General features: G+C 62.1%; 9 protein-coding genes. 6 read left to right on the forward strand and 3 right to left on the reverse strand.

Annotated elements, in window-relative coordinates:
- Positions 1-121: 121 nt before the first annotated feature.
- The gene (locus tag AC1RUK_RS26630; protein WP_481838255.1) at positions 122-1,864 is read right to left on the reverse strand and encodes an adenylate/guanylate cyclase domain-containing protein; all 1,743 of its coding nucleotides are present in this window, start codon (positions 1,862-1,864) and stop codon (positions 122-124) included.
- 329 nt (positions 1,865-2,193) lie between these two features.
- On the opposite strand from AC1RUK_RS26630, the gene AC1RUK_RS26635 reads away from it, so the two are divergent.
- Positions 2,194-3,087: an EamA family transporter gene (locus tag AC1RUK_RS26635; protein ID WP_481838254.1), complete on the forward strand. Its 894-nt coding sequence runs from the start codon at positions 2,194-2,196 to the stop codon at positions 3,085-3,087.
- Between the two features lie 516 nt (positions 3,088-3,603).
- Here AC1RUK_RS26635 and AC1RUK_RS26640 read toward each other — a convergent pair.
- Positions 3,604-4,626, reverse strand: a complete 1,023-nt coding sequence (locus AC1RUK_RS26640) for an IS110 family RNA-guided transposase (protein WP_481834959.1) — start codon at positions 4,624-4,626, stop codon at positions 3,604-3,606.
- A gap of 215 nt (positions 4,627-4,841) precedes the next feature.
- On the opposite strand from AC1RUK_RS26640, the gene AC1RUK_RS26645 reads away from it, so the two are divergent.
- Positions 4,842-9,410: an nSTAND1 domain-containing NTPase gene (locus AC1RUK_RS26645; RefSeq protein WP_481838253.1), complete on the forward strand. Its 4,569-nt coding sequence runs from the start codon at positions 4,842-4,844 to the stop codon at positions 9,408-9,410.
- A 930-nt stretch (positions 9,411-10,340) separates the two neighbouring features.
- Here AC1RUK_RS26645 and AC1RUK_RS26650 read toward each other — a convergent pair.
- Entirely contained in the window at positions 10,341-11,363 is a 1,023-nt protein-coding gene (locus tag AC1RUK_RS26650; RefSeq protein WP_481834959.1) for an IS110 family RNA-guided transposase, read from the reverse strand.
- Positions 11,364-12,099: 736 nt separating this feature from the next.
- Between AC1RUK_RS26650 and AC1RUK_RS26655 the strand changes: the two genes are divergently transcribed.
- From AC1RUK_RS26655 to AC1RUK_RS26670, 4 genes are all read left to right on the forward strand, one after another.
- The gene (locus tag AC1RUK_RS26655; RefSeq protein ID WP_481838252.1) at positions 12,100-12,642 is read left to right on the forward strand and encodes a sigma-70 family RNA polymerase sigma factor; all 543 of its coding nucleotides are present in this window, start codon (positions 12,100-12,102) and stop codon (positions 12,640-12,642) included.
- On the forward strand, positions 12,639-13,478 hold the full coding sequence (locus AC1RUK_RS26660) for an anti-sigma factor family protein (RefSeq protein WP_481838251.1): 840 nt from the start codon (positions 12,639-12,641) through the stop codon (positions 13,476-13,478). Before AC1RUK_RS26655 ends, AC1RUK_RS26660 begins: the two co-directional genes overlap by 4 nt.
- Before the next feature lie 405 nt (positions 13,479-13,883).
- Positions 13,884-14,126, forward strand: a complete 243-nt coding sequence (locus AC1RUK_RS26665) for a DUF680 domain-containing protein (RefSeq protein ID WP_481838250.1) — start codon at positions 13,884-13,886, stop codon at positions 14,124-14,126.
- A gap of 52 nt (positions 14,127-14,178) precedes the next feature.
- The gene (locus AC1RUK_RS26670) at positions 14,179-14,400 is read left to right on the forward strand and encodes a DUF680 domain-containing protein (RefSeq protein ID WP_481838249.1); all 222 of its coding nucleotides are present in this window, start codon (positions 14,179-14,181) and stop codon (positions 14,398-14,400) included.
- The last annotated feature ends 72 nt before the right edge of the window (positions 14,401-14,472 follow it).

Consider the following 14,472-nt stretch of genomic DNA (forward strand, 5'->3'; position numbering starts at 1 on the left):
AAGAGCGACAGCAGACATTCGACCAGGTGGGATTGAAGTCTCCAACTGACCCAAGTCGGACTTTGCGCGCGCTGGTTACCTCACCCGCCGCTATTGGGGACGTGCGAGGAACGCACGAGATTCATTCCGGCAGTCCGGCCTTTCGCAATGCCTGAACGAACGCATCCATCAACTGCGGGCGCGCCAACGCCATCCGCGCGAAACCGCTGACCGTGAAACCTGGGGTAATCTCCAACAGCCGTCGCGCCGCCGCGCGCGCCGCCTCAAGCCGGTCGAGATTGGCATAGCTGGCCACGAGGGTGGCATGAAGCAGGCTGAAGCCGGGGTTCGCCTGGATCGCCTGGGTCGAATAGGTGACCGCTTCCTCGTGGCGGCCGGTGAACAGGCAAACGAAGGCCAGCGCGAGGTAGGCGTGGTAGTTCAACGGACTGAACGGGCTCAGGCGCAGAGCCTTCCGGGCATGCTCGCTGGCTCGCTCGTAGCGGTCGCTGATCGAGCCCACCAAGGCGCTGAAACCGAAGGCAAGAGCCGAGTTGCCGTTCATGTCCAGCGCGCGGTCGAGCGCGCCGATGGCGCTTTCATAGTCGTGGGTAATGATCGCCTGGACGAAGGCGCCGATGCTCAGCGCCTGCGGGTCGTCCGTGCCGATGCTCAGCGCGATGCGGGCGTGGTCTAGCGCGGCAGCCCTGTCCTCGGGATGAAATCCGCCGCGAAAGAAGCGCTGCTCATGACACCAGGCGGCATGGGCGTGGGCGACGGCGTAGTTCGGGTCCAGCCGCAGGGCCTCCTTGAGGAAGCGCAGGGCCTCGTCAGTGTCGGCCGGCGTGTTCGCGAAAGCATGCGGCAGCGCCCGCAGGTAGAGATCGTAGGCGTCGAGGCTGTCGGGCCGCTTGCGGCGCGCCCGCTCTATTTCGGCGCGCCGCAGCGAGGGCTCGATCGCCCCGACGATGCTCTCCGTCAGCCGGTCCTGCAGATCGAACATGTCTTCGACGGCGCCCTCGAATTTGTCGGCCCAAACATGGGTTGCGGTGGTCCCCTCGACGAGCTGCCCGGTGATGCGCAGCCGGTTGGCCGCCTTGCGGATGCTCCCTTCCAGCACGTAGCGGACGCCGAGGTCCTTGGCGACCTGGCGGATGTCCACCGCCTTTCCCTTGTAGACGAATGTGGAATTCCGGGCGATGACGAACAGGCCGGGATTCTTCGACAGACTGGTGATCAGATCCTCGACGAGCCCATCGGCGAAATACTCCTGCTCCGGGTCACCGCTCATATTGGTGAAGGGCAGCACCGCGATCGAAGGCTTGTTCGGCAGTGCAAGCGGTATGGCCGGTGACACAGCAAGCGCCGAGCCGTCCAGAACGACGCGATAGGCGGGGACCGGCTCGGTCATGTTCTTGACCTGCTGGTCGCCCATCGCCTCGAAGCCGAAGGCGAGCTTCTTCTCCACCTCGCGCGCGACCTTGCCGGAGACGCAAATGCCGCCGGGCTCCGCGAGTTGCTGTAGACGTGCCGCAATGTTTACGCCCTCGCCATAGCGATCCTTCCCGTCGACGATCACCTCACCAAGATTGACTCCAATTCGAACCTGCATGCGTTCGCCGTCTGTGACATTTGCGTTGCGTTCCGCCAGACCACGCTGCAGCGAGACGGCGCATTCCACGGCATCCACCACGCTGCCAAATTCGGCAAGCAGACCGTCTCCCATCAGCTTGAAAATGCGGCCATGGCGCTTGGCAATTTCTGGCTCGAATAATTCCTTCCGACCCGCGACGACACGGCCGAACGTTCCTTCTTCGTCACGCTCCATCAGCGCCGAATAGCCGACGACATCAGCCGCGAGTATCGCCGCGAGCTTGCGCTCCATGAAAGAACCTCCCCTCGGTCAAGACCGAGTGGCAGGAAGAATAGCACACAAGTGTGCCAGTGCCCGCCAACCACTTGATGGGCAAGATTGCGGGTTCAGGTGCGGTGGACTTGTCTGCTTCTGGCGCAACCGCGACCGTCAGCGTGGTCGCTTGGAATGTCGGCTTTGAGCTCGCTCGCCCTCGGCCGAATTCACTCCCTGGCGCAGGACCGACATGCCATTCCCCGCTCCTTCGCATTAAGATAGATTGCCTGTTTCGCTACGGCAGCAGTTGAAGCTGCCGTTATGCTACTGAAGTGAACTTTCACACGAGGGGGCGAGATCGGTTTATGGCCGATGCTGGGACAGTGGAAGCTGCTGCCGGCTTCAAACGGCGGGCGCTCGGTGTTGGCTTGGTCGTCCTATCGACAATCGCCATCGCGATTGTTCCAAGCCTTGCCAAACTCGCTTATGAGGGCGGCAGCAATACTCTCAGTGTCATCACCGGCCGCAGCATCGTTTCGGTGTCGATCACACTGCTGTTATTGGTGGCCTTGCGCCAGCCGATCACAATTCCACGCAGACCTATGCGCATCGCCCTGGCAATGGGCGTGCTCTATGCCGTGATGCTCTACGGCTATCTAGGAGCGGTGAACTATCTTCCAGTCAGCCTGGTGATCTTGATCTACTTCATTCATCCAGTGCTTGTCGGTCTCATCGTGATGTACCTTGGTCAGGAGCGGCTCACGATCATATCGGTCGGGGCGCTCGTTGCTGCTCTAATCGGCCTTTACCTTGCCATCGGATTTTCTTTCGAAAGGCTCAGCCCCGTCGGTATAGGCCTCGCTACATTGGCAATGGCGGTGACGGCAATCATTGTCGTTTGCAATGCTCGCGCCATGGCGGACGCAAAGCCGATTTCGATTGGCTTCTATATGATGCTTTCGGCGGCAGCTACGCTCACGGTGATCTTCGCACTCTTTGGAACATTAGCCTTGCCTACGACAACGCTCGCATGGACGGGCTTTGTCGGCGTCGCCGTTGCGTCAACGACCGGAACCCTCGCCTTCATGACCGGCATGGCTTACGTAGGTGCGGCGCGTGCCGCAATGATCAGCAATCTGGAGCCGGTCCTTGGGGTCCTGTTTGCGATTGCAGTCTTGGGGGAGCGGGTCTCGCTCCTGCAAGGTATCGGCATCGCGGTGGTGATCGGGGCGATCTTTGTCATGGAAATGCGTCGTTAGCCCAATTGAACGTCCGCTGTTGGCGCAACCACGACCTCCACCGTGGTCGCCGGCAACGTCTGCTATCGGGCAACAGCGAAGAGCACCTCAACGGCCGACATGCGGCGCAAAGCTGCCGATTTTTCGCGCCCAAGATTGACCAATTCGCGTCAAGAGCCAACCTTTGCCGGCGGACAATCGATGCTAACATTGTGGCTAATTAAACGGCGCGCGATTATCGAGGCCCGGAAAGGCCGTTAATGGGCCGTGTATGGACGGCTCTCCGTTGGCAAGGGTTCTATTTGAGCGCTCTGCAGTTGCTGGTTGGTGCGGCCATGTATCCGACCTGTAGGTGCGGCTCTTCATATGCCGCTGGCCATAATGCCATTCGCGCGGCTCAGGTCCCGATCGAAAGCTCGCACTCGAAGGTGCACGGCCCAATTGGGTTCTCCTGATCCGGCGGTATCAACCGGCTTTGTGCATTAGCTCCTGTCCGCCCTTTCCAACCTCGTCGGCGTTCGCTCGCCTTGTCTCGTTCTATGCGATGACCGGCTCCCTGTAGCGCTCGCCGCTTGTCATCAACGCCCAGACCATCCGGGCGGTCTTGTTGGCGAGCGCTACCGCTGCAACCTTGGCCGTTCGCCGGGTCATCAGTTGCACGAGCCATGGCCGCCTAGTCCCGTTCCGCTCGGCATATCGGATGACCGCCATCGCGCCGACCACGAGCATCTGGCGCAAGTAACGATTGCCGGCTTTGGAGATGCTGCCGAGCTTCTCCTTGCCCCCGCTTGAGTTTTGCTTCGGCACGAGCCCGATCCAGGCCGAGAGGCAGCGCCCCGACTTGAAAGCGTGCGCATCGGCGACGGTCGCCACGAACGCACTCGCCAGCAACGGGCCCACGCCTGGTATCTCCATCAACCTGCGACCAAGCTCGGTCTCTCTCGCACTCGCCCGGACCCTTCGATCATTCTCGAGTATCTGCGCCTTCACGACCCTGAGCTGCGCCTCGAGCATCTGCAGGCAGAGCCGTGCGTCAGCTGGCACCCTCGGGTCGTTCTCGTCGTTGATGACGGCAAGCAGTTGCTCGATGCCGCCCCGCCCGATCGGCGCCACGATACCGAACTCCGAGAGATGCGCCCGCAACGCGTTCGATAGCTGGGTGCGCTGGCGGTTGAGCATCAACCGAACGCGGTGCAACATCATCACACTCTGCTGCTCGGGCGTCTTCACCGGCACGAAGCGCATGGTCGGCCGGGTCACGGCCTCGCAGATGGCCTCAGCATCGGCCGCATCGTTCTTCTGCCGCTTCAAGTAGGGCTTCACATACTGCGCAGGAAGCAGCCGCACATCATGGCCTCGTGCAATCAGTTCTCTAGCCCAATAGTGCGAGGAGCTGCATGCCTCGATCCCGACGAGGCATCGTGGCAGATTCTCGAAGAACCCCAGGACCCGCCCACGGGTCAGTTTCCTGCGGATGACAACCTCGCCAGCCGCATCCACGCCGTGCACTTGAAAGACCGACTTCGCGATATCCAGACCAATCGTCGTAGCAATGCCCATGGCAGCTTTCCTCCAGCTCTAGCCCCGCGATTATAGCCGCAGGGGGGTGGAGAGCCGTCCACCGCATCAGAAGCGGACAGGCAGCTCCGGACGTTTGTAAGCCAGAAGCGGACCCCTTGCGGTCAATTCCGTGCCTCTCCCCACTAAGCGCCATTTCCTATAGGATGTGGCGAGTTCGCGGGAAGGTAATGACCCAGGATCGCGTTCATCGCAGAATGGCTACCATCCTCGCTGCCGACGCAGTTGGCTACAGCCGACTGACAAGCAGAGACGAGGAAGGGACACTTGCCACCCTGCGGGCTCATCGTCGAATCATCGACCGGCTGATCGAGCAACATCAGGGGCGGGTATTCGGGAGCGCTGGAGACAGCGTCATAGCCGAGTTCGCGAGCCCTGTCGAAGCGGTTCGGTGCGCTACCGAAATCCAGCTCGAAGTCGACAAACAAAATGCTGAGCTTTCCGAAGCGAGCCGGCTGCGCTTTCGCATCGGCATTAATCTCGGCGATGTCGTCGTAGAGGGCGATAATCTCATGGGCGACGGTGTGAACGTCGCCGCCCGCCTGGAGGCGCTGTCACCCCCCGGTGGAATATGCATTTCGGACGCGGTCTACACTCAGGCCCGCGATCGGCTCGCCCTCGAATTCATCGATCTTGGCGAGCACAGGGTGAAGAACATCACCCGGCCTGTGCACGCTTACCGCGTGCCTCTCCCCTCGGAGGAGCAGGTCACGTCGCCCTTTCGAGGTCTCAACCCCTTCGAGTTCGAAAACGCCGACCTCTTCTTCGGACGAGCCCGCGCGATTGCCGAGTGCATGGAACGCCTGAGGCAGCAAGCTGCCAATGGCAAGGCATTCCTGCTCATCTATGGCATGAGCGGCTCCGGCAAGTCCTCTCTCCTGCGAGCAGGGCTGCTGCCTTCCATCACTCGGCCCGGCGCAGTGGCTGGCATCAATTTTTGGCGCCGCTGCCTAATCCGCCCCTCCGAGGTACCCGATGCGGTCGCCTCGCTGGCCGCTGGGCTGCTTCGCGAAGGCGCCCTCCCTGAGCTGGCTTGCGAACCGGCAGCGCTGGCTCAACTCTGTCGGAGCTCGCCTGATCGAGCTCTGGCGCTCATACGCCAGGCCCACGCCAAAGCGGCGGCCGCCGCAGGTTCGGTCCCTACGCAATTGCGACTGATAGTTGCCCTCGACCAGATGGAGGAGTTGTTCACGACGGAGGTGGAGCCGGCATCGCGCGAAGTGCTGGTGCGGCTCCTCGCGGCGCTCGCCGGCAGTGGACTGGCTTGGGTGATTGCGACGATCCGATCGGATTTCTTTCACCGCTGCGGCGAAATCCCCGGTTTCTCGGGGCTGAAGGATGGACTCGGCAGCTACGAGCTCTTGCCGCCATCCGGCCCTGAGATCGCCCAGATTATCCGCGAGCCGGCCCGCGCCGCCGGGCTCCGCTTCGAGGAGAGTCCCGATCGAGGACGGCTCGACGATGTGCTGCAGGACGCGGCAGCCGCCGATCCCAGATCCTTGCCGCTTCTCGAATTTGTGCTCGACGCCCTGTACGAGGCGGGGCGGGAGCGCCGAACCCTGACCTTTGCTGCGTATCAGGCCCTTGGCGGTCTCGAAGGGGCGATCGCGCGCCGCGCCGACGAAGTCGTCGACGCTCTACCGCCGGACATCCAGGAGGAGCTGCCGGTAGTGTTGCGTGCCCTCACCATGGTGCGCCCAGGCGATGAAGCAGTTGCGGCACGTCCGGCCTTGCACGCCGAAGTCACAGGCACGCCTCAACGATTGGCTCTCGTTGAGGCGTTAGTCGCCGCTCGCCTTCTCGTCAGTGATGAGGATGCCGCAGGCCACGTCTTCGTTCGCGTGGCACACGAAGCCTTGTTGAGCCGTTGGCCGCGCGCTAGCGACATTGTCAATGCAAACAGAAGCTTCCTCGAGACGCGGGCTCGGCTCATGGCTGACGCCCGTCGCTGGCATTCGGATAACAGGAACCAGGAACTTCTCTTACCATCCGGCAAGCGTCTCGCCGAAGGCGAGGAACTGCTGCAGTCGAGACGGGAAGAAGTCGACGATCAAGTCATCGAATACATCGAAGCGTCTTCTCGTGCCCAGAACGAGCGGGAGGAAAAGGACCGGCAGGCCGAGCGGGCACTGATCGAGGCTGCCGAAGCTGCAAAACGCGAACGCCTGGAGCGCGACGCTGAACGTCTGGAGCGCGAGGCCGAGCGCCGCAGCCTTGCGGCCGCGGCGGCGAGCCGGCTCGCGCAACGCACGCGCTATGCGGCCATCGTGGCGACGGCGTTGGCTCTCATGGCCAGCGTGGGCGCGTTCTTCGGGTTCAGAGGACAACAGGAAGCAACGCGGAACGCGGAGTTGGCGGAACAGAGTGTGGACAAAGCGAGATCGGCCGAACAGGAGGCCCTCGAGGCGCGCGACCAGGCGCTCCGCAATCAGTCTCTTTCGCTTTCGTTTCTTTCGCAGCAAACCGCGGCGAGCGGCGATACCGAGGCCGCGATCCTGTTGGCGTTGGAAGCGCTGCCGAAGGGCGGATTGGAGCCCGCGCGGCCATATCTCTTTGAAGCAGAGGCCGCGCTTTTCAACGCTCTGTTGGCACACCGCCAGACAGCGGTGTTCAAACACGACGCGGGAGTGACGCAGGCAGCTTTCGATCGGACCGGCGACCGCATTGTCACCGCGTCCTACGATAAGACTGCACGCATTTGGGACGTCTCGAAAGGTAAGGAGACTGCAATCTTGAAGGGCCACGAGGGACCCGTGGAGAGAGCCGGATTCAGTCCGGACGGACGCCGGGTCATTACGGCCGCAAGGGACGGCACCGCGCGCCTCTGGGATGCCGACACTGGAGCGCAGCGTGCCGTGCTTGAACCGGTCGGCTACTTTCCAACAGCTGTGTTCGATTCGAGCGGCGACCGGGTGCTGACGGCAGGGGAGAACAGTCCCGCGTCACTCTGGGATGCCCGCACGGGAACGAAACTCCTGAGCGTAGCCAGCTTGGTGGTGGCTGGCTTCAATCCGGATGGTCGCAGCTTTGCGACCTCACCAGCATATAAGGTCTTCGTCTGGAGTGCCGCGGATGGCGCTTTGATCCATGAATGGAACGTTGGCACTTACGCATCCACGCTCACATTCAGCCCGGACGGAAGTCGGCTGTTGCTAGGCTCGTGGGGCATAATTACATGGGGCAATGCAATTTCCCCGACCCTTTGGGACGTATCGAACGGAACCGAGATTGCCAGGTTGACCGGCCACAAGAGCGACACCCAACTGCAGGGTGTCACGTTCAGTCACGACGGCCGCCGGATTGCAAGTGTCTCGCTCGATGGCAGCGCACGAATCTGGGACGGGAAGTCGGGAACCTTGCTTGACGTGCTCGGCCAAGAGGTCCCGAACTTGAAACTGAGTGACATTGGCTCGGATGACCGTGATCACGAAATGAACAGCGCTTTCAGTCCTGACGACCATTTCCTGGCCACCGCTTCCATAAACGGTCCGATACGCATCTGGGACGTCGGTCGAGCGTCGCTGTTCACCACCTTCACCGGCCATCGTGCCTTGATCGAGCACCTAGAATTCGATCCAGTCGACAGCAATATCCTTCTCACGGCCTCACACGATGGCACCGCCCGGCTTTGGGACGTTGATGGAATTCTGACGACTGCACCGCCCCACGAGTACCCGCCGACCTTTGCGGTCTTCAGTCCTGATAACGTGCATCTTCTGACTGGAGGTGGGGACAGCGCGGTGCACCTTTGGGATGTTGTAACCGGTCGTAAGCTAGCCGACCTCGACACAGGCGAGATTGTCCACGGCGCGACATTCAGCCCTGACGGAAGTCGCGTTGCAACTGCATCCGGATCCGGGGGCCGAATCCTCCTCTGGGACGTTGGTGGGAGACGTGAGATCCGGCGACTCGAATATCCTCATGGGCTCCTTCAGGTTCAGTTCAGTCCGAAAGGAGATCTACTGGTAGCGAGTTCGACTCTCGGCACCGCGCGGTTGTGGAACGCGGCGAGTGGCACCGAAGTCGCCACTATCCGGACAAGTGGGAGGCAGGTTGTTTTCAACCCGGACGGCAATCTTGTCCTCGCGGCGACCAGCGACAACGCCGCGCACCTGTTGGAAACGGACGGGACCGAACTGAAGAAACTGGTCGGGCATGAAGGCCGAATCACCGGGGCGGCATTCAGTCCGGACGGGCAGCTGGTTGCCACAGCCTCGCTCGACCACACCGCGCGGATCTGGTCGGTCAAAGACGGAAGCAGTGTCGCGACGCTGAAAGGGCACCGCGACGAGCTGACGACAGTGATGTTCAGCCCAGAGGGTCAGTCACTACTGACTGCTTCGCGCGACGGCACGGTGCGAATCTGGAACGTTCCGGACGGGAAAGAAAGGGTCGTGCTCAAAGGTCACACTGGCGAAGTGAGTAATGCGCAATTCAGTCCCAACGGGCTCTATGTCCTGACCGCTTCAATCCAGGACGGAACGGCGCGGCTCTGGGCCTCGCGGACCGGGCGCGAGATGGCAGTGCTGGCCAGCCCGGAAAAGGAGAACAAGCGGCCGGCACCGACACGCGCAGCCTTCAATTCGGATGGCACGAGGGTCGTGATCGTGTCCTTTAAGCAAGACCCTCGCGTCATTCGCGTTTTTCCGACACCCCAAGATCTCATCGATTTCGCGAAGCAAATTGTTCCACGCGAACTGACCGCGTGCGAACGGCGTCGCTTCTTCCTTCCCGTCGAAGGCGACGTTAGCGATTGTCCAAACTGATGTCGCCCAACGCTGGTAACGCCATCTCGACTACGCCGTAGCCGTAATCGCACACTCATCCCATAGCGGTGATTTCTGAGCCGTTCGCACGCGACTGCATTTGGCGCAACCGCGACTTTCAGCACAGTCACCTTGATGTCCGGCTCTGGGCCAATGGGAACTTTGCCCGCTCGGCTGACATGAGTAGTTGGCAGGACTGGGTTCTAGAGCCGCTATGCGGCGCAAAGCGGACGTCCTGAGCGTGTCATCAATTCTTGGAACCAGAAGCGGATGTTGGTCACGCCGAGCCAGAGAAGGTTGGTTTCGGGTTCGTGTCCCTCTACCAGTCCTAACAAACAACAATTCTCTGTCGTGAAAAACCGGCTCCCTAAAGCCCAGCGTTTGCGGGATATGCGGCCGAAAGCCCGGGAGTGCGGGAACGATGTTCTTCCCGAAGACGTTCTCTGAACGCCCATCACTCTCCGAAGCTGGGGAGTAGCCCCAAAAATCCCCAGGTTTTGACGACAGGAATATCAATGCTTTAGCACCAGACTTGCTGCGGGCAGTTTGCGCTTCGCTCGCCTGTCCAAACAAGACCACAACTATGCCATCGCTCACTAGGTCCGGCTTGCGCCCACTACGGACATCGCCAAGCCACTACTCGGACGTCACGTTTGGGCCGTGTATGGACGGCTCTCCGTTGGCAAGGGTTCTATTTGAGCGCTCTGCAGTTGCTGGTTGGTGCGGCCATGTATCCGACCTGTAGGTGCGGCTCTTCATATGCCGCTGGCCATAATGCCATTCGCGCGGCTCAGGTCCCGATCGAAAGCTCGCACTCGAAGGTGCACGGCCCAATTGGGTTCTCCTGATCCGGCGGTATCAACCGGCTTTGTGCATTAGCTCCTGTCCGCCCTTTCCAACCTCGTCGGCGTTCGCTCGCCTTGTCTCGTTCTATGCGATGACCGGCTCCCTGTAGCGCTCGCCGCTTGTCATCAACGCCCAGACCATCCGGGCGGTCTTGTTGGCGAGCGCTACCGCTGCAACCTTGGCCGTTCGCCGGGTCATCAGTTGCACGAGCCATGGCCGCCTAGTCCCGTTCCGCTCGGCATATCGGATGACCGCCATCGCGCCGACCACGAGCATCTGGCGCAAGTAACGATTGCCGGCTTTGGAGATGCTGCCGAGCTTCTCCTTGCCCCCGCTTGAGTTTTGCTTCGGCACGAGCCCGATCCAGGCCGAGAGGCAGCGCCCCGACTTGAAAGCGTGCGCATCGGCGACGGTCGCCACGAACGCACTCGCCAGCAACGGGCCCACGCCTGGTATCTCCATCAACCTGCGACCAAGCTCGGTCTCTCTCGCACTCGCCCGGACCCTTCGATCATTCTCGAGTATCTGCGCCTTCACGACCCTGAGCTGCGCCTCGAGCATCTGCAGGCAGAGCCGTGCGTCAGCTGGCACCCTCGGGTCGTTCTCGTCGTTGATGACGGCAAGCAGTTGCTCGATGCCGCCCCGCCCGATCGGCGCCACGATACCGAACTCCGAGAGATGCGCCCGCAACGCGTTCGATAGCTGGGTGCGCTGGCGGTTGAGCATCAACCGAACGCGGTGCAACATCATCACACTCTGCTGCTCGGGCGTCTTCACCGGCACGAAGCGCATGGTCGGCCGGGTCACGGCCTCGCAGATGGCCTCAGCATCGGCCGCATCGTTCTTCTGCCGCTTCAAGTAGGGCTTCACATACTGCGCAGGAAGCAGCCGCACATCATGGCCTCGTGCAATCAGTTCTCTAGCCCAATAGTGCGAGGAGCTGCATGCCTCGATCCCGACGAGGCATCGTGGCAGATTCTCGAAGAACCCCAGGACCCGCCCACGGGTCAGTTTCCTGCGGATGACAACCTCGCCAGCCGCATCCACGCCGTGCACTTGAAAGACCGACTTCGCGATATCCAGACCAATCGTCGTAGCAATGCCCATGGCAGCTTTCCTCCAGCTCTAGCCCCGCGACTATAGCCGCAAGGGGGTGGAGAGCCGTCCACCGCATCAAAAGCGGTCTGTCGGCATTTGGACCAGAGGTCATTAAAGCAGACACATGATCGGTGCCTGAAGCCGCTGCCGGCATGAGCCTCGCCCGTATCCGTTGAGGGAGCGCTAGCGAGATCGTCGGCTGATCTCATGGGTTCGAGGCTGGCCGGGCGATTTTCGATCCTGCTCTCGTCGAGCCATCCCGACGCAGCGGTAACGTTGCCGTCAGGCCGTAATGATCAGTATCCGGGAATAAACCGCCGCCTGCCCTGGTCTTCCATGCATACGCTTCTGATTGACCTTGAAGGAACACCACGCTGCAAACCTCCACAGTGACGCGCACGACGGCATCGGCCAACCCATTCCCGAGATGCCTTGAGTGCAATGGGTTTTCCGTCTGTGGCCAACTGGCTCCGCGCCTGTCCACCGTTAGATCTTGCGCCGGGCGAGATCGAGAAGGCCCCGGCCCCGCGGGCGCGATCCCAATCATGAATGCGACAAAGTTCGTGCTCCAGAGCGCATCCGCGTGGATGCATCGTTGCGGCCCGGTGTGTGATTGACATCGATGAGACATTTACCTTCACATTCACCGCAGCTGGCGACCCGACAAATCCCTGCCGGGTCCGCTCGCAAGGAACCCTCCTCGCCCCATGAACATTCAAGGCGCGGCGCATATGGCGGTGTCCCCATGCTGAGCAGCAATGCACAGGCCGACCGCTTCGGCGAAGTGGTGATGCCTCATCTCGCCGATGCAATCTCGCTTGCCCGTTGGCTGACCGGCAACGCCACCGACGCCGAAGATGTCGTGCAGGACGCCTGCATAAAAGCACATGCCAGCATCGCCAGCTATGCCGGCGGCAATGCACGAGCGTGGCTGCTCACCATCGTTCGCAACTCCTGTTATACTTGGCTGGCCCGCAATCGCCCGCGCAGTATCGTCTCGGTGGGCGACTTGGGCGATCTCGACGAGATGAGCGCCGCTCATGCAGCCGATGTATCTGAAAGCGGAAGCCCGGAGGCGAGCCTGATCGCCAAGGCCGACATCGCGGCCTTGGAAGCGTCAATCGCCGCCCTGCCGCAGCCGTTTCGCGAGACACTCGTGCTGCGCGACATCAATGGCCTTTCGTACCGCGATATCGCGGCCATGCTCGGCGTGCCGATTGGCACGGTGATGTCGCGGCTGGCGCGGGCGCGCGGCCTGCTTATCTCTGACCTTGGGAGGGCGCAATGAACGCGCACAATGACGGATTGCCCGAGGACGCGGCAGGCATGAACCTGATGCTGCACGCGCTGGTCGATGGCGAGCTTGACGCCGCCGCGGCGATGGCGGTCGAGCGGCGCATCGCCGCCGATCCCGGTCTGGCGGCCGAACATGCCCGCATCGTTGCCTTGCAAGGGGTTGTGAGTTCACTGCCGAAGCCGCAAGTCAGCGACGCCTTCAGCGCCCGCATCGCTGCCATGGCCGCAGCCGGCAATGTAGAAGTTCTGGGGCTCAGGGCGTCGCCGGGACAGGCGAAGCCCGCTCGAACTGGGTGGTCGGCGCGCAACTTGGGATCATTCGATTGGCGCGCCATGGCGGCGTCGATCATGATCAGCGCGGTGCTGGCCAGCGGCGCGACGCAATGGGCGATGCAGCGCGTACCCGACAGCGTTGCCGCAGGCGTGGCCAGCGGCCATCGTCGCAGCCTGCTGGCGACGAGCCCGGTGGATGTCGTCTCGTCGGACCGGCACACGGTAAAGCCCTGGCTCGACGCAAGGCTCGGCCTTTCACCGCCCGCGCCAGACATGGCGAAGGACGGATTTGCGCTCATCGGCGGCAGGGTCGAGGTCATCGGCGGTCGGCCTGTGCCGGCGCTGGTGTATCGCCACCGCGAACATCTGATCACCCTTGTCGCCGAGCCTCAAAACGCCGGTGCCGTAACCGACCCTGTCGATCTTTCGGAGGGCGGCTTCTCGCTGGTGCAATGGAGCGACGGCGCCTTTTCCTATTGGGCGATTTCCGACATGGAGCGGCCGGAGCTCGACGATTTCGTGGCACGCTTCCGCGCCGCCGTCATGACCGGCTGATATCCGTCTTTCGGGACATCGGCAGCGACATCAAATGCGGCGCCACCGCTAGCTGCAGACCCTCGTGCGCGTGGGCTGACGGGCCATGACAGCCGCATCGTGCCGACTTCGGACGCGACGCGCGTGCTCGATTTGACCTATCGACTTGACCAAGGGGCAAGCCCGCACGCGGGCTCCCGGGCGCGTCCGTAATTCCCGCCACTCCTTCCTTCATCGGCGCTGCCAGCTCTTTGCTCGTGCAGCGTCGGCTGGCCCAGTTCCAGCCGGCCGCCAACCCCTGATTTCTGGACATCCAAAGAAATTCACTGCCCCTCGGGAATAAAGGGAAGCCCTCCCGGGTCTTCACTGTAGCGGGGCCAATCTCCCGGCCCGCGACCCGAAGAAAACGAAACAAGGATCCATGATATGACCAAGCTCGCTCTCAGCGTGGCTGCGATACTGCTTGCCTCGAGCGCTGCCTTTGCCGGCAGCGACCACGGCGCCAACAATGCCAACCAGCCGGTCGCTTCCGTCGACACGAAAACCACTGCCTCGATCCCCGCGCACCAGAACGGCGTCGACACCAAGGTGACGACCGGGCCGGGCCAGGGGTGGTCGGTTCAGGACATCATCACCCGACACAACAACGACAGCCTCTGGGGCCGCTGAGCGCTCCCGGCCTTCGACACCCTCTCAACCCTCACAAACAGGAACCATCGACATGAAAAACATCGTTCTCACCGCCGCCGCCATCCTCGTGGCCACCACCAGCGCTTTCGCCGGCAGCGACCATTTTGGGTCGCGCTCGACCAACCAGACGACTGCCACCATCGACAACACCTACACCGCTTCGATCCGCAAGACGGACATGGCCCGGCACGGCGTCCAGGCGGCGATGCAATCTGATGCGGGGGAACCCGGCCAGGGCATCTGGGGCCACTGAGTTCACGAGGTCAAGGCCGGATCCGACGGCGCTGACCTCAACCGCAGGACAGAGGGCCAGGGCTTGGCTTCC

The sequence above is a fragment of the Mesorhizobium monacense genome (assembly GCF_056781675.1).

Bases quoted from the DNA above. Each gene is read 5' to 3' on its own strand.
- AC1RUK_RS26630 (WP_481838255.1), bottom strand. From the start codon at position 1,864: ATGGAGCGCAAGCTCGCGGCGATACTCGCGGCTGATGTCGTCGGCTAT.
- AC1RUK_RS26635 (WP_481838254.1), top strand. From the start codon at position 2,194: ATGGCCGATGCTGGGACAGTGGAAGCTGCTGCCGGCTTCAAACGGCGG.
- AC1RUK_RS26640 (WP_481834959.1), bottom strand. From the start codon at position 4,626: ATGGGCATTGCTACGACGATTGGTCTGGATATCGCGAAGTCGGTCTTT.
- AC1RUK_RS26645 (WP_481838253.1), top strand. From the start codon at position 4,842: ATGGCTACCATCCTCGCTGCCGACGCAGTTGGCTACAGCCGACTGACA.
- AC1RUK_RS26650 (WP_481834959.1), bottom strand. From the start codon at position 11,363: ATGGGCATTGCTACGACGATTGGTCTGGATATCGCGAAGTCGGTCTTT.
- AC1RUK_RS26655 (WP_481838252.1), top strand. From the start codon at position 12,100: ATGCTGAGCAGCAATGCACAGGCCGACCGCTTCGGCGAAGTGGTGATG.
- AC1RUK_RS26660 (WP_481838251.1), top strand. From the start codon at position 12,639: ATGAACGCGCACAATGACGGATTGCCCGAGGACGCGGCAGGCATGAAC.
- AC1RUK_RS26665 (WP_481838250.1), top strand. From the start codon at position 13,884: ATGACCAAGCTCGCTCTCAGCGTGGCTGCGATACTGCTTGCCTCGAGC.
- AC1RUK_RS26670 (WP_481838249.1), top strand. From the start codon at position 14,179: ATGAAAAACATCGTTCTCACCGCCGCCGCCATCCTCGTGGCCACCACC.